Source organism: Amycolatopsis sp. NPDC023774 (assembly GCF_040639695.1).
Taxonomy (GTDB): Bacteria; Actinomycetota; Actinomycetes; order Mycobacteriales; family Pseudonocardiaceae; genus Amycolatopsis.
The window spans coordinates 59,419-73,984 of the sequence record NZ_JBFAAJ010000015.1 but is presented as its reverse complement, the minus strand read 5'-3'; the positions used below and the strand labels follow the sequence as shown (position 1 = coordinate 73,984).

Here is a 14,566-nt window from a genome sequence, read left to right as displayed (position 1 = left end):
CTCAGAGGTCGGCGGTCCAGGGCCCTTTCGGGTGCCGGTGCGGGTCGAGCCACAGCTGAGGCTGCCGCGGGGCGAGTTCCGGCGCGAACCCGTCCTGCGCCGGGAAGCGGCCCTCGCGATCGGGCCAGAGCACCTGCAGGAACGGGACGGCTGGGCGCGTGGCGCGGTAGAAGCGTTGTGCCGTCCCGAAGAACACGTCGTACCAGCCCTCGTCGACGGGTCGCAGCGCCAGGCAGCCGGACTCGAGGACGTCGTCCAGTTCGTCACCGGCGGCCGGTCGCCGGCCCGCCGCCACCTGCTCGCCGACCACGTTGAGCAGTCCCATCCCGGGCTCCGGCTCCAGTCCGAACACGGCGAGCTCCGGCACGCGGAACGAGTGCCACAGCCCGATCGTGAACGTCCAGCCCGAGCTGACCTCGTCGTCGGGGATCGCGAGCAGGCCCCAGCCCGGGTCGGCGACGTGGGCGAACAGCCCGGCGTCGACGGAGTCGAGGCGGTCGCGGTCGCCGTAGTCGAGGCAGACCATGCATCTGCAGGAGTCGGTGGACACGACGGGAACGGTATCCGGCCACTGCGTGTCACGAACGTCCACTGTGGACCGCCCGGATCATTAAAGGGATGGTAAACTCGCGCCACGATGACCGCTGCCGCCGCCACCGCGCCACGGCACCCGTCCATCCTCAGTGTCCTGCTCGTCGCATTGCTGCTCCTCGGCGTCGCCGCGCCCGGGCCGGTGCACCCGGGCCCGTCGCGCGAGGACGCGAAGCCGCTGCTGGTCGCCCAGCAGTCGTCGCACTTCGTTGCCGCGCAACCGATCCCGGAGGCCACGCCGCCCGAGCAGGAGAAACAGCGGCCGGCGACGACGAGCACCACGACCGCCGGCAAAAGCACCACCGCGGAGCAGCGGTCCGGCCCGAAAGCACCCGCCCGCGCACCTCCCACCCCCTGAGTACGTCACCCCCTTCACCCGTACTCAGCTGTTGGAGGTTTCCCATGACCAACGGTCATGCCTTGCTGGCCGTCGGCGGTGCGTTCCTGGCCGCCGGGGTCGTCGCGCGCGTCGGGACGCGGATCGGGCTGCCGACGATCCCGTTGTTCATGCTGGCCGGCTTCGTGTTCGGCCCGCACACGCCCGGGTTGTCGCTGGTGGACGACCCCGCCGAGCTCGGCATGCTGGCCGGGCTCGGTCTCGTCTTCCTGCTGTTCTACCTCGGCCTCGAGTTCTCGCTCGACGACCTCGCGCGCGGCGGCAGACGCCTGGCCGTGGCGGGGCTGGGCTACCTGGTGCTCAACGTCGGCGGCGGGCTCGCGTTCGGGTTCACGCTGGGCTGGGGCACGCGGGAAGCGCTGGTGATCGCGGGGGCGACCGGCATCTCGTCCTCGGCCATCGTGACCAAGCTGCTGCTCGAAACCCGCCAGACCGCCAACCACGAATCACGCCTGATCATGGGCGTGATCGTGCTCGAAGACCTGTTCCTGGCGCTGTACCTGGCCCTGCTGCAGCCCGTGCTGAGCGGTGCCGACGGCTTCGGCGCGGCGCTCGCCGTCTTCGGCATGGCGCTCGGCTTCCTCCTGGTGCTCGCGGCGCTGGCGCGCTGGGGCGGTCGGCTCGTGTCGCGGCTGTTCGCCTCGGCCGACGACGAGCTGCTCACCGTGTGCTTCGTCGGCGTCGCCGTCCTGGGCGCGGCTGTCGCCGAGGAGGTGGGGGTGTCCGACGCGATCGGCGCGTTCATGGTCGGCATGATGCTCGGCGGCTCGAAGGTCGCGCCGCGTGCGCACAAGCTGGTGCTGCCGCTGCGCGACGCGTTCGGTGCGCTGTTCTTCTTCATCTTCGGCCTCTCGATCGACCCGCGCGCCGTGGGGACGGTTGTGGTCCCCGTGCTCGCAGCCGTCACGCTGACGCTCGTGCTCAACCTCGCGGCCGGCGCGTTCGCCGCCCGGCTGCACGGCTTCGACCGCCAGGCCGGGGTGAACATCGGGTTGACCGTGCTCACGCGGGGCGAGTTCTCGCTGGTCCTCGCGACGCTCGCGGCGGCGGCCGGGCTCGACGGGCGCGTGGCCCCGTTCGTCGCCGGATACGTGCTGCTCCTGGCCGTGATCGGGCCGCTCGCGGTGGTGCGTTCGGAGCGGCTGACCTGGCTGTTGCCGGCTCGGCTGACCCGGCAGCGGGTGTGACGGGAGACCCCGGGCATATTCAGGAGCCAGGCCCGTCACGCACCGCTATCCTCGAAACAAGTATGTCCACTCAATCCCCCCTCGAGGCGTTGCGCGCGCGGCTGCCCGAGCTGATGTCGCGCGACGAGCACCGCTTGCGCCGTCGGCTCGACGGCGCGCGCCGGTCGCGCGACAAGCAAGCCGTGGCCGAGCGCATCGCCGCCGACGTGACCGCCGCCGAGCTGCGGGTGCAGCGCCGGCGCGAGAGCGTGCCCAAGATCGAATACCCCGAAGAGCTGCCGGTCAGCAAGCTCAAGGACGAGATCGGCAAGGCGATCGCCGAGAACCAGGTGGTGATCGTCGCGGGCGAGACCGGCTCGGGGAAGACGACGCAGCTGCCGAAGATCTGCCTCGAGCTCGGCCGCGGCATCCGCGGACAGATCGGGCACACGCAGCCGAGGCGGCTGGCCGCGCGCACGGTTGCCGACCGCATTGCGAGCGAGCTCAAGACCGAGCTGGGCGACGCCGTCGGGTACAAGGTCCGCTTCACCGACCAGTCCGGCCAGGACACGCTCGTGAAGCTGATGACCGACGGCATCCTGCTCGCCGAGATCCAGACCGACCGGATGCTGCGCCAGTACGACACCCTCATCATCGACGAGGCCCACGAGCGCAGCCTCAACATCGACTTCATCCTCGGCTACGTCAAGCAGCTGCTGCCGCGCCGTCCCGACCTCAAGGTGATCATCACCTCGGCCACGATCGACCCGGAGCGCTTCTCGAAGCACTTCGACAACGCGCCGATCGTCGAGGTCTCCGGCCGCACCTACCCCGTCGAGGTCCGCTACCGGCCGATCACCGACCCCGACGACCCGGAGGCCGACCCCGACCGCGACCAGACGCAGGGCATCCTCGACGCCGTTGCCGAGCTGAGCGCCGAGGGCCCCGGCGACGTGCTGGTGTTCCTCTCGGGCGAGCGCGAAATCCGCGACACGGCCGATGCGCTCAACCGCCTCGACCTGCGCAACACCGAGGTGCTGCCGCTGTACGCGCGGCTGTCGTCGGCCGACCAGCACCGCGTGTTCCAGCGCCACAGCGGGCGCCGGATCGTGCTCGCGACCAACGTCGCCGAGACGTCGCTGACCGTGCCGGGCATCAAGTACGTGGTGGACCCGGGCAACGCGCGCATCTCGCGCTACAGCCACCGCACGAAGGTGCAGCGGCTGCCCATCGAGGCGATCTCGCAGGCGTCGGCCAACCAGCGCAAGGGCCGCAGCGGCCGCACGTCCGACGGCACCTGCATCCGGCTGTACTCCGAGGAGGACTTCGAGTCGCGGCCGGAGTTCACCGACCCGGAGATCCTGCGCACGAACCTCGCGTCAGTGATCCTGCAGATGACCTCGCTCGGGCTCGGCGACATGGCGGCGTTCCCGTTCGTGGAGCCGCCGGACCGCCGCCAGGTCACCGACGGTGTACAGCTGCTGCAGGAGCTCGGCGCGTTCGAGGCGGACGACGCGTCGAAGCTGACGGACATCGGCCGCAAGCTCGCGCAGCTGCCGGTGGACCCGCGGATGGGCCGCATGGTGCTGGAGGCCGCGCGCAACGGGTGCGTGCGCGAGGTGATGATCATCGCCGCCGCACTGTCCATCCAGGACCCGCGGGAGCGTCCGGCGGAGAAGCAGCAGGCGGCCGACCAGCTGCACGCGCGCTTCGCCGACCCGACGTCGGATTTCCTCGCGTACCTCAACCTGTGGGAGTACGTGAGCGAGCAGCAGAAAGCGTTGACGGGCAACCAGTTCCGGCGGCTGTGCCGCACCGAGTACCTCAACTACCTGCGCATCCGTGAGTGGCAGGACATCTTCAGCCAGCTGCGCCAGCTCGCCAAGCCCCTCGACATCTCGCTGAACACCACGCCGGCCGACCCGCAGCACGTGCACACGTCGCTGATCGCCGGGCTGCTCTCGCACATCGGCCTCAAGGATCCGGCCAAGGGCGACTACCTCGGCGCGCGCGGGGCGCGGTTCTCGGTGTTCCCGGGGTCGGCGCTGTTCAAGAAGCAGCCGCGCTGGGTGATGTCGGCGGAGCTGGTGGAGACCTCGCGGCTGTGGGGGCGCGTGAACGCGCGCATCGAGCCGGAGTGGGTCGAGCCGCTGGCCGCGCACGTCGTGAAGCGGTCGTATTCGGAGCCGCACTGGGAGCGCAAGCAGGGCGCCGTGATGGCGGTGGAAAAGGTGACGCTCTACGGCGTGCCGCTCGTCGCCGACCGGCGCGTGAACTACGGGCGCATCGACCCGGAGCTCTCGCGCGAGCTGTTCATCCGCCACGCGCTGGTGGAGGGCGACTGGCACACGAACCACCGGTTCTTCTCGGAGAACCGCGCGCTGCTCGACGAGGTCGAGGACCTGGAGAACCGCGCCCGCCGCCGTGACATCCTCGTGGACGACGAGACACTGTTCGAGTTCTACGACCAGCGCGTACCGGACGACGTGGTGTCGGTGCGCCACTTCGACAGCTGGTGGAAGAAAGCTCGGCGCGCCGACCCCGACCTGCTGTCGTTCGAGAAGTCCATGCTCATCAACGAGACCGCGGGCGGCGTGCGCGAGTCGGACTACCCCGACTCGTGGACGCAGGGGTCGCAGGTCTTCGGGCTCACCTACCAGTTCGAGCCCGGCGCGGACGCCGACGGCGTGACCGTGCACATCCCGCTGCCCGTGCTGAACCAGGTGATGCCGGACGGCTTCGACTGGCAGGTGCCCGGCCTGCGCGCCGAGCTGGTGACCGCGCTGATCAAATCGCTGCCGAAAGCCTTGCGGCGCAACTTCGTCCCGGCTCCCGACACAGCCGCGTATGTCCTTTCGCGAGTGTCGCCTTCGGATGGACCGTTGATCGAGGTCCTGTCCGACGAATTGTTCGCGCTGCGCCGGGTCGACGTGCCGCTGTCGGCGTACGACCTGTCTTCCGTGCCGGACCACCTGCGGGTGACGTTCCGCGTGGTCGACGACCGCGGCCGCAAGGTGGCCGAGGGCAAGGACCTGGAGGCGTTGAAGCTCAGCCTCGCCCCGAAGGTGCGCGAGACGATTTCGAAGGCCGCCAACAGCATCGAGAAGGCGGGGCTCACGCAGCCGGCGTTCGGTTCCCTGCCCAAGGTTTTCGCCTCGACCCAGCGCGGCCACGACGTCAAGGCGTACCCGGCTCTGGTGGACGAGGGCTCGTCGGTCGCCGTCCGCCTGCTGGACACGCCGGCCCAGCAGACGCACGCGATGTGGGCCGGCACCCGGCGCATGCTGCGGCTGAACCTGAACTCGCCGATGAAGTTCATCACTCGTTCTTTGTCCAACTCTTCCAAGCTCGTGCTGAACCGCAACCCGCACGGCAGCGTCGCCGCCCTCTTGGAGGACTGCGTCGACTGCGCGGTCGACTCCCTGATGACCGCGGCCGGCGGCCCGGTCTGGGACGAGGCCGGTTTCGCGGTGCTGCTCGATCGCGTTCGTGCGGGCTTGAACCCGGCGGTGCTCGCGGTGCTCACGGACGTCGAGCGCATCCTGCGCGCGGCCATCGACGTCGAGACACTGCTGCCGGACACCCGGGGGCCCGCTGAGTCTCTTGCCGACATCCGCGCGCAGCTCGCCGGCCTGGTCCACGCGGGGTTCGTGACGGAGACCGGCGCTCCGCGGCTGCGCGATGTCGAGCGCTACCTGCGCGGGATCTCGCGTCGGCTGGAGAAGCTGCCCACGGAGCCCACTCGCGACCTCCAGCGGACTGCCGACATCGCGTGGATCACGGAGGAGTACCGCACGGCTCTGGCTTCGCTGCCCGTGGGGACGTCGTCACCCGCGCTGGCGGAGGTGCGGTGGATGATCGAGGAACTGCGGGTTTCGTTCTTCGCACAGACGCTGGGGACGGCGTATCCGGTATCGCTGAAACGCATCACGAAAGCCCTCGACGATGCCCTGGCGGCCACTTGACGGCCAGCGTCACGGTCGCGACACCATTCCGGCGAAGGCCGAAAAGTTTGCGGCCTGACCGCCGACACTCTTGAAAACCGCTGCGGCGGCCTTGCTCCATGCTCGCTGTCGCACGGCGAACTTGAGCTTCTCGAACTTGTGCTGTCGCAGGTGCCAGCCGAGCAGGATGCCGTTGGCGTTGTTGCGGCAAAACTGGCCCGCCCTCGTCGGAGCGCAGCACCACATCGGAGCCTGATCTTCGTCCTTCGCCCGATAGCTGCCCACGAGGGAATTCGCCGCTGTTGGCGAAGTGTGAACTGCACGCTGTGCGAGCTTTGTTGCCCCGAAGGGACTCCTCCGCGTTGCGCCGTGTGGTGTCTGGGCAGTGAGGGTCAGTTCGCGATTCCCGCCCGCAGCCGGGTCGAGTCCTGGCCCGGCGGGACGCCGAACTGGCGGCGGTATTCGCGGCTGAACTGCGATGCGCTGTCGTAGCCCACGGCGTAGCCGATGGACGCGACGTCGTCGTCGGTCCGGGAGAGGAGGAGCAGGCGGGCCTCCTGGAGCCGGATGTGCTTCTGGTACTGGATGGGCGTCATTGCCGTCACGGCGCGGAAGTGGCGGTGGAAGGACGACTCGCTCATGGCGGCGAGACGCGCGAGGTCGGCGATGCGCAGGGACTCCGCGTGGTGATCGCGGATCCAGCGGATGGCGCGTCCGACGTGCGACAGGCTGCTGTCGGCGAGGCCGATCTGGCGGATGGTCGCGCCCTGGTCGCCGGTGACGAGGCGCCAGAGGATCTCCTTCTCGATGAGCGGCGCGAGCACGCGGCGGTCGGCCGGGTGGTCGGTGAGCCGCAGCAGGCGGCCGAACGCGTCGAGCAGCTCGGCGGGCGCGTCGCTCACGGTGATGGCCGACGGGCCGGCCGGGGCCGAGCTCGTGGCGCCCGTTTCGAGCAGGAGGGCGGCGACGGCTTCCGGCTTGAGGACCAGCCCGGCGCCCAGGAACGGTTCCGTGGGGCTGGCCTCCACGAAGTGCCCGGTCACGGGCATGTCGACGGTGACCACGAGGTACTGACCGGCGCCGTACTCGAAGGTGCGCTCGCCCGTGCCGATGCGTTTGCGGCCCTGCGCGACGACGGCGAGCACCGGGCCCGTCAGCGAGGCCGCCGGGTCGGTCGGCGCGCGCTCGCACGACAGCATCAGGCCGCCCGGCAGGTCGGTGCGGCCGGCATGGCGGGTGATCAGCGTGCGCAGCTCGGAGAGGGACACGTTTCGATTCGACCACGGCGCGCCCGGCGGGACAACTGGCGAGCGTGACAGGATCAGGCAAGAGGCTACGACTTTCTGGCTCACGGTGGCGGGCGTGCTGCTGCTGTCATTGAACGGCATCGAAGTCCCGTGCAGAGCCAGGAGAATTCCCGTGAGCCTTGATTCCTACGTCCACCTCGGCCGCTCCAGCCTCGTCGTGAGCCCGTTCTGCCTCGGCGCCATGAACTTCGGCGAGGACACCGGCACCGGCTGCAGCGTCGAAGAGTCCGAGAGGATCCTGCAGATCTACCTCGACCGCGGCGGCAACTTCATCGACACCGCCAACTTCTACACGAACACCCACTCGGAGAAGATCGTCGGCGATTTCCTCGCCGCGACGCCGGGGCTGCGCGACCGGGTGGTGCTGGCGACGAAGTTCTTCGTCAACCTGCACCCGGGCGACCCCAACGGGGGTGGCGCCGGCCGGAAGGCGATCCTGCACCAGCTGGACGATTCGCTGCGGCGTCTCGGCACGGACTACATCGACCTCTACTACTTGCACAACCACGACCGGCGCACGCCCGTCGAGGAGACGCTGCGCACGCTCGATGACCTGGTCGGCGCCGGCAAGATCCGGTACGTCGGATTCTCCGACACGCCGGCATGGTTCGCGGCCAAGGCGCAGACGATCGCGGAGTTCCGCGGGTGGGCACCGGTGGCCGGGCTGCAGATGGAGTATTCGCTGCTGGAGCGGACGATCGAGGGTGAGCTGCTGCCGCTGGCGGAGGACGCGGGGATGGCGATGCTGCCGTGGAGCCCGTTGAAGAGTGGGTTCCTGTCCGGCAAGTACACCCGCGACGGGGCGGCTGCGGACACCCGGCGCGGGGCGGCGTTCGGCGTGGGGCCGACGGAGGAGCAGTTCCGGGTGATCGATGTGGTGGTGGGGATCGCGAAGGAGTTGGGCGTGAGCCCGGCGGCGGTGGCGCTGGCTTGGGTGCGGGGGCGGCCGGGGATTACCTCGACGTTGATCGGGCCGCGGCGCGTGGAGCACCTGACGGAGAATCTGGCGGCGTTGGCGCTGAAGCTGAGCGCGGAGCAGGTGGCCGCGCTGGACGAGGTATCCGCACCGCAGCTGAACTTCCCGGCCCAGCTGAACCGCGGCATGGCCCCGATGCTGCGCTACGCGGGCGCCACCGTGAACGGGCAGGAGCACGGGGTCTACCCGCCGCTGCTGCAGAACTCGGTGCGCTACTGACCCTTAGGTGGCGATGTAGCAGTAGAGACGGCCACCTGTGGGCTTCGCCTGCTTCGCGAGAGCAGCGAGCTCGTCCACGACGGGCAGCATGTCGTCGGCGCCGGCCTCGAGCTCCTCGGCGCGGGACCAGAACTCCGCCAGCTCCCGGCGGCGCGCTTCGTCGGTGGCCGCGATCGCGTCGCGGAACTCGTCGGTCAGCGTGATGACCACGACGTCGCCCTCGCCGACTTCCGCGAGCAGCTTCATCGCCCGCAGGTTGTCGGCGGCCGCCTCCTCGCCGATCCCCGTCAGGAACGCTTCGGCCCGGGGCACCTGCAGGTAGGGGTCGACGCCCTTGAAGGAGGCCGTGGGGAACAACGCGGCCGGGCCTTCGGGCGCCTCGAGGGATGTTACGGCTTTTTCGTCCGAATTCGCCGTGAAGTAGCTGTAGAGCATGAGAGAACTCAACCACAGGGTGACCCGACGGAAAAGCGGAGCGCCCTGTGGGCTGAGGAGCCGGCGGAGGTCAGTCGCCGGAGAAGCCCCAGAAGAAGACTTCGCTGGGGCTGCCGTTGTGGTACAGCACCAGGCTTCGGCCGGTCCAGCGCTCGCCCATCAGGTCGGCGAGGGGGCCGGAGGGGCCGGGCCGAAAGACGCGATCGAAGTCGGCCGCCGATGGTTGGTGGGTGCCGAATACCTCGGTGAGTTCGGTGGGGTTCAACGGGCGGATGGTGCCCACGCTGTCGGCTTCGGAGATCTGGTGGGTGTCGAGGATGGTGTGGGTGCCGGCGTCCCAAAAGTTTTCGGAGTCCTTGGCGGCTTCGAGGTCGGGCAGCGATCTGGGTCGGGGCACGGGCGCAACGTACTCGGGATCGAAGCTCTCCCACGGCCAGAGGTAGTCACCGGTGGACAGGAGTTGCGCCTGGACGAACCTGTGTGTTGCTTTGACGCTGCCAACATAAGGCGCGCGGTAGTGCCAGTCTGAGGCTCCCATGACGAATCTCCTTGGGGTTATTTCGCGTCCGCGTACGTGTCCACCGCCGCGGTCTGCATCGGGAAGTGGACCGGGCACGCCTCGCCGAACAACAGTTGTGCCGACTCCGTCACGGTGGACTCGATGAGGGCCGCCACGGTGGGCGCCAGCTCGGCCGGCGTGTGGACGATCACCTCGTCGTGCTGGAAGAAGACGAGGTGGGCGGGGGCCGGGAGGCGGCCGCGGAGGGTGGCGAGGAGGACGGCCGTCAGGTCGGCCGCGCTGGCTTGCACGACGAAGTTGCGGGTGAAGCGACCCCAGCCGCGGGAGGCGCGGCGGGCGCGGGTTTCCGTGGCTTCGTCGTCGGCGAGGCCGCCGGTGAGGGCACGCCACGCGGCGGACGGGGCGGGGGAGGTGCGGCCCAACCGGGACCGCACGCGTTCGCCGCGCTCGCCGGCGGCCGCGGCCTGTTCCACATAGGACACGGCGTCGGGGAAGCGCTGGCGGAGCAACGCAAGCAGCGGGCCGGCTTCGCCGGAGGTGCCGCCGTACATGGCGGACAGCATGGCGATTTTCGCGCGGGAGCGGTCGTCCGAGGAACCGGACGGCGGGGGAACGTAGCGGCCGCCCGAAAAGAGAGCCTCGCCCAGCCGGGCGTACAGGTCCGTGGCCGCCGAGACGTCGGCCAGCCGGTGGTCGCCCGACAGTGCCGTCAGCACTCGTGGTTCCAATTGCGCGGCGTCGGCGACGACGAGTTTCCAGCCGGGATCCGCGCGGACGCACGTGCGCAGCACCTTCGGGATCTGCAGCGCCCCGCCGCCGCGGGTGGCCCAGCGGCCGGAGACCACGCCGCCGACGACGTAGTGGGGGCGGAAGCGCCCGTCGGTGACCCATTCGTCGAGCCAGGCCCAGCCGTTGGCCGAGTGCAGGCGCGAGAGTTCCTTGTACTCCAGCAACGGCGCGACGGCCGGGTGGTCGATGTCGCGCAGCAGGTACTTCCGCGCCGCCGGCACCTCGATGCCCTCTCGGGCCAGAGCGCGGATGACGCTCGGGGACGAGTCGGGGTTCACTGGCCGCCCGCCGAACGCTTCGGTGATCTGCGCGGCCAGCGCGACCAGCGCTTTCGGCCGCTGCCCGGACGGCACACGCGGGCCGAGCCGGGACTCCAGGAGCGCTCGGTGCAGGTCCGCTCGCCACGGCAACCCGGCCGCCGACATCTCCGCGGCGGCCAGCGCGCTCGCGGACTCCGCCGCCAGCAGCAGGCGCATCCGACCTGGCGAAGCGACGGCAGCCACGCGTTGCTCCTGCTCGGCCAGCACGCGTCGAGCCGCGTCGGCGACCGTGACACCTTCGGGCAGTCCCGGTCCGCGCGGCGAGAACAGAGTGGGCTGCGCCGCTTCGCCGAACGCGGGTCCGTCGTCCGGCGGTTCCTCGCCCTGCGCCCGCGCCCACGCCGCGCGCAGGCTGCGCGACTCGCTCTCCCGCCCCTCGTACGCGAGCAGCAGGCCCTCCGCGAGGCCCAGGTCGTGACAGCGCCCCAGCCGCACGCCCGCGTCGATGAGCTTCGGGTACAGCGCGTCGACCGAGGGCAGCACCCAGCGCGGCGCCTCGGCCTCCTCGAGCCGCCGCACCTCGGCCGCCCACTCGGCCTGCGACAGCCCGCGGGAGGTCCGCTCCGGGGTCGAGATCGTGTAGCCGGAGTCCTCCTCCTGGCCGGTGATCACCTGCACGCCGTCATTGTGCTCGCAGGCACCGACAATTCCGGTCACCGAACTCGTCCGCCGCGGTCTGGTGCACGCGCGCCCGGCTTGGTCTACTGTCGAGTAGCCACCCATACCGGCGGTACGGGCGGCTTTCCCCGAAGCAGCGACGGAGGTGCCCGGATGAGGAACCCGGCCGGGGTGTTCGGCCTCGCCAGCCAGGTCACGGACAAGGTCGCCGAGACCGTGCGCAGCATCGACGTGATGCGCCGCGCGGGGCTCGTCCCGTTCCCGCGGCTCGACGAGGGCGTGCGCTCGGTCGTCGCCATCCGGAAGTACGGCCCGTTCGCCGGCGCCAACCACATCGCCGCGCGCCGCGACCCCGCGGCCGTCGGGATCGTCGACGAGTTCGGCCCGCTCACGTTCAAGCAGCTCGACGACCGGTCCAACGCGCTGGCCAGGGCCTGGTCCGAGCGCGGGCTCGGCGAGGGCACCGTGATCGCCGCGCTGTGCCGCGACCACCGCGGCCTGGTGCTCACGATGGCCGCCGCCGGCAAGCTCGGCGCACGCCTGCTGCTGATGAACACCGGCTTCGCCAAGCCGCAGCTGGCCGACGTCGCGCAGCGCGAACGCGTCACCGCCCTCGTCTACGACCAGGAGTTCACCGGCCTGCTCGACGCGATCCCCGGCGACGTCGAGCGCTACCTCGCGTGGGTCGACGAGCCGGGCGATCACTCCGTGCCGGTGCTCGACGAGATCATCGCCAGCACCGACGACCGCCCACTGCCCGCGCCCGCCAGGCCCGGCGGGTTCGTGCTGCTCACGAGCGGCACGACCGGCACGCCGAAGGGCGCGCCTCGGCCGCACACGTCACCGCTGGCGTCCGCGCAGTTCCTCGACCGCATCCCGCTGCGCGCGGGCGAAGCCACCTACATGGGCGCGCCGCTGTTCCACGGCACCGGGCTTTCGCAGTTCATCCTGAGCTTTGCGCTGGGCTGCAAGGTGGTGATGCGGCGCAAGTTCGACCCGGAGCAGACGCTCAAAGGCGTCGCCGAGCACCGCTGCACCACGCTCGTGCTGGTGCCGACGATGCTGCAGCGCATCGTCGACCTGCCGGCTTCGGTGCGGAACAAGTACGACACATCGTGCCTGCGGATCATCTTCGTCGCGGGCTCCGCGCTGTCGCCGGACCTGGGCAACCGGGCCAACGAGCAGTTCGGCGACGTCGTGCACAACCTTTACGGCTCAACGGAAGTCGCCGTCGCGACCGTTGCCACGCCGGAAGACTGGCGCAAGGCGCCGGGCACCGTCGGGCGCGCGCCCGTAGGCTGCCGCGTCGCGCTGTACGACGAGCACGGCAAGCAGATCTCCGAGCCGAATGTGACGGGCCGCGTCTTCGTCGGCAGTGGACTCAGCTTCGGCGGTTACACCGACGGCCGCCACAAGGAGATCATCGACGGCCTCCTCTCCAGCGGGGACGTCGGCCACTTCGACGAAGACGGCCTCCTGTTCATCGACGGCCGCGACGACGAGATGATCGTCTCCGGCGGCGAAAACGTGTTCCCGGTCGAGGTGGAGAACCTCCTGGTGGAACGGGACGATGTGATCGAGGCCGCCGTGATCGGCGTCGAGGACGAGCAGTTCGGCCAGCGGCTCAAGGCGTTCGTGGTGCGCAGCGAGAACTCCACGCTGGACGCCGAGGGGGTGCGCGACTACGTGAAGTCGAACCTCGCCCGCTACAAGGTGCCGCGGGATGTGGAGTTCCTGGACGAGCTGCCGCGCAACGCGACCGGGAAGGTGTTGCGCGCCAAGCTGAGCTGACTCGGCGCCGCGGGTCCGGAAGCTGCCGAACCGGACATTCGCGGCCGGCGGCGACCTCACCCGTCAGACTTCGGGCGGATCGACAACGCCGACCATCGAGGGTGACCGTGCTGACCCTGAGCCAGTACGCGGTGCTGCAGCCGGCCGCACGCGCTCGTCCGCAGCACCCGGTGGTGGCCTGCGGGATCCTCACCGGCCGGCCGGATCCGGCCGGCCGCTTCACCCCGATCGCCAACGCCGCGAACCCCCCGGTGGTGCGGGAGCTCGACGCTGGGGTTCTCCCTTGGCGTGTACCGGGGAATCGAGCGGCGAGGCGTGTGTTCCGTTGTTACGGGTCCGGTGACATGACTCCGTCGAAGGTCGACCTGGCGGTGCGCCTCGACGAGGACGTACATCAGCGATACGGGTCGGTGCGCGACCGGAAGAAGATCGAACTCCGCTCGTGGCTGTTCGTGGGCGGGAAGGCCGAGGAGGAGCTGATCGGCGTCGTCTGAGCTGAGTCACTCCCACCCGATGCCGAAGATCCCCGGCCCGAAGTCCAGCGCCACGGCGTGCACCCCGCCCGCCGAGTCCAGACGCAGGCGGCGGCGCGTCGGGGCCGAGCCGCCGCGGGTGTACTGCCAGCAGCGGACGGGTTCGGCTTCCGGGGCGAAGCGGATTTCCAGCAGGTATTCGCGCACGGGGCGGCGGAACTCGCGGTAGTGCGTGGCGCGGCATTGCGGGTAGGGCGGGCCCGAGTTGGTCAGCGAGTACTCGATCAGGTGCGTCTCGCCGCGGTCCAGCGGACGGTCGAAGAGCAGCTCCGCCACCAGGATCCCGTGCGAGGAATCCGCCTCGAAGCGGCCGACGCGGCAGTTGCGCACGGCGTGGACCTGCGGCACGGAAGCGGCGTCGTCCTGGGCGTACACGAGCAGCCAGCGGTCGAGACCGTCCGCGCCGGCCTGGAAGACGGCGCGGGACGTGACGGCCTGCTGGCCGCCGTCCGCGGCGATCTCGCAGCGGTCGTGCAGGCCGACGAGCTTGAGGTGCTGCTGCTGGTCGAGCATGTTCGGCGCGCCGACCCGGTCCAGCAGCGGTTGCAGCGTTTCGCGGGTGAACGTCAGCGGTTCCTCGCCGACGCGGTCGCGGCGAGTCGCCCCGCGCGGGCGGGGCGGCGGAAGCAGGCCGAGCAACGAGCCGGCCGGGACGTCGAGGATCTCCTCCAGCACGCGCACCGCGGACAGCGACCCCGCGCGTTCGGGCTGGCGTTTGCCCGACTGCCAGTAGCTCAGCGCCGTGACGCTGACGGCCGCGCCTCGGGCGCGCAACCGCGCCTGGATCCGGTCGAGCGACAGGCCGCTGGCGGTGATCGCCGCGCGCAGCGCGCTCGCGAACGCGGTCCGGGCGCCGTCGGCCCCGGACTCGTCCGCAGTTGCACCAGCCATGCTTCCGCCCGTGGTCTCGCATCGCACCGGTTCGTGGTGAAAACCCGTGTCCGAAAACCCACAGTGTCC

Annotated in this window: 13 protein-coding genes; 6 read left to right on the top strand and 7 right to left on the bottom strand. The window is 70.4% G+C overall.

What is annotated here, in order from left to right:
- Window position 1 precedes the first annotated feature (1 nt).
- Complete coding sequence (locus AB0F91_RS27490) at window positions 2-550, bottom strand: DUF4262 domain-containing protein (protein ID WP_360601894.1); 549 nt, start codon at window positions 548-550, stop codon at window positions 2-4.
- Between the two features lie 87 nt (window positions 551-637).
- Between AB0F91_RS27490 and AB0F91_RS27485 the strand changes: the two genes are divergently transcribed.
- The 3 genes from AB0F91_RS27485 (at window position 638) to hrpA (ending at window position 6,119) form a co-directional block, all read left to right on the top strand.
- Window positions 638-949, top strand: a complete 312-nt coding sequence (locus tag AB0F91_RS27485; protein WP_360601892.1) for a hypothetical protein — start codon at window positions 638-640, stop codon at window positions 947-949.
- A gap of 44 nt (window positions 950-993) precedes the next feature.
- The gene (locus AB0F91_RS27480) at window positions 994-2,175 is read left to right on the top strand and encodes a cation:proton antiporter (protein ID WP_360601890.1); all 1,182 of its coding nucleotides are present in this window, start codon (window positions 994-996) and stop codon (window positions 2,173-2,175) included.
- Window positions 2,176-2,237: 62 nt separating this feature from the next.
- A complete protein-coding gene (hrpA, locus tag AB0F91_RS27475; protein ID WP_360601888.1) occupies window positions 2,238-6,119 on the top strand; it encodes an ATP-dependent RNA helicase HrpA in 3,882 nt (1,293 codons plus the stop codon).
- Between the two features lie 9 nt (window positions 6,120-6,128).
- On the opposite strand, the gene AB0F91_RS27470 is transcribed toward hrpA, so the two are convergent.
- Both AB0F91_RS27470 and AB0F91_RS27465 read right to left on the bottom strand, forming a co-directional pair.
- Complete coding sequence (locus AB0F91_RS27470) at window positions 6,129-6,383, bottom strand: hypothetical protein (protein WP_360601886.1); 255 nt, start codon at window positions 6,381-6,383, stop codon at window positions 6,129-6,131.
- A gap of 107 nt (window positions 6,384-6,490) precedes the next feature.
- Window positions 6,491-7,366 carry an AraC family transcriptional regulator gene (locus tag AB0F91_RS27465; RefSeq protein ID WP_360601884.1) on the bottom strand — a complete coding sequence of 292 codons (876 nt, stop codon included), beginning with the start codon at window positions 7,364-7,366 and terminating at the stop codon, window positions 6,491-6,493.
- A 151-nt stretch (window positions 7,367-7,517) separates the two neighbouring features.
- On the opposite strand from AB0F91_RS27465, the gene AB0F91_RS27460 reads away from it, so the two are divergent.
- Window positions 7,518-8,600, top strand: coding sequence for an aldo/keto reductase (locus tag AB0F91_RS27460; protein WP_360601882.1), 1,083 nt, complete (start codon window positions 7,518-7,520; stop codon window positions 8,598-8,600).
- Window positions 8,601-8,603: 3 nt separating this feature from the next.
- Here the strand turns inward: AB0F91_RS27460 and AB0F91_RS27455 are convergent, their stop codons facing one another.
- From AB0F91_RS27455 to AB0F91_RS27445, 3 genes are all read right to left on the bottom strand, one after another.
- Window positions 8,604-9,035 carry a hypothetical protein gene (locus AB0F91_RS27455; RefSeq protein ID WP_360601880.1) on the bottom strand — a complete coding sequence of 144 codons (432 nt, stop codon included), beginning with the start codon at window positions 9,033-9,035 and terminating at the stop codon, window positions 8,604-8,606.
- A 70-nt stretch (window positions 9,036-9,105) separates the two neighbouring features.
- Entirely contained in the window at window positions 9,106-9,573 is a 468-nt protein-coding gene (locus tag AB0F91_RS27450) for a hypothetical protein (protein WP_360601878.1), read from the bottom strand.
- Between the two features lie 17 nt (window positions 9,574-9,590).
- A complete protein-coding gene (locus AB0F91_RS27445; protein WP_360602078.1) occupies window positions 9,591-11,282 on the bottom strand; it encodes a bifunctional 3'-5' exonuclease/DNA polymerase in 1,692 nt (563 codons plus the stop codon).
- A 153-nt stretch (window positions 11,283-11,435) separates the two neighbouring features.
- Here AB0F91_RS27445 and AB0F91_RS27440 point away from each other — a divergent pair, with 153 nt between their 5' ends.
- Together AB0F91_RS27440 and AB0F91_RS27435 are read left to right on the top strand one after the other, a co-directional pair.
- Window positions 11,436-13,073, top strand: coding sequence for an acyl-CoA synthetase (locus AB0F91_RS27440; RefSeq protein WP_360601876.1), 1,638 nt, complete (start codon window positions 11,436-11,438; stop codon window positions 13,071-13,073).
- A gap of 101 nt (window positions 13,074-13,174) precedes the next feature.
- Window positions 13,175-13,567 carry a hypothetical protein gene (locus tag AB0F91_RS27435; protein WP_360601874.1) on the top strand — a complete coding sequence of 131 codons (393 nt, stop codon included), beginning with the start codon at window positions 13,175-13,177 and terminating at the stop codon, window positions 13,565-13,567.
- Window positions 13,568-13,573: 6 nt separating this feature from the next.
- On the opposite strand, the gene AB0F91_RS27430 is transcribed toward AB0F91_RS27435, so the two are convergent.
- Complete coding sequence (locus AB0F91_RS27430) at window positions 13,574-14,497, bottom strand: hypothetical protein (RefSeq protein ID WP_360601872.1); 924 nt, start codon at window positions 14,495-14,497, stop codon at window positions 13,574-13,576.
- Between the last annotated feature and the right edge of the window lie 69 nt (window positions 14,498-14,566).

Coding starts and splice junctions, on each gene's coding strand:
- AB0F91_RS27485 (WP_360601892.1), top strand. CDS start 638: ATGACCGCTGCCGCCGCCACCGCGCCACGGCACCCGTCCATCCTCAGT.
- AB0F91_RS27480 (WP_360601890.1), top strand. CDS start 994: ATGACCAACGGTCATGCCTTGCTGGCCGTCGGCGGTGCGTTCCTGGCC.
- hrpA (WP_360601888.1), top strand. CDS start 2,238: ATGTCCACTCAATCCCCCCTCGAGGCGTTGCGCGCGCGGCTGCCCGAG.
- AB0F91_RS27455 (WP_360601880.1), bottom strand. CDS start 9,035: ATGCTCTACAGCTACTTCACGGCGAATTCGGACGAAAAAGCCGTAACA.
- AB0F91_RS27450 (WP_360601878.1), bottom strand. CDS start 9,573: ATGGGAGCCTCAGACTGGCACTACCGCGCGCCTTATGTTGGCAGCGTC.
- AB0F91_RS27440 (WP_360601876.1), top strand. CDS start 11,436: ATGAGGAACCCGGCCGGGGTGTTCGGCCTCGCCAGCCAGGTCACGGAC.
- AB0F91_RS27430 (WP_360601872.1), bottom strand. CDS start 14,497: ATGGCTGGTGCAACTGCGGACGAGTCCGGGGCCGACGGCGCCCGGACC.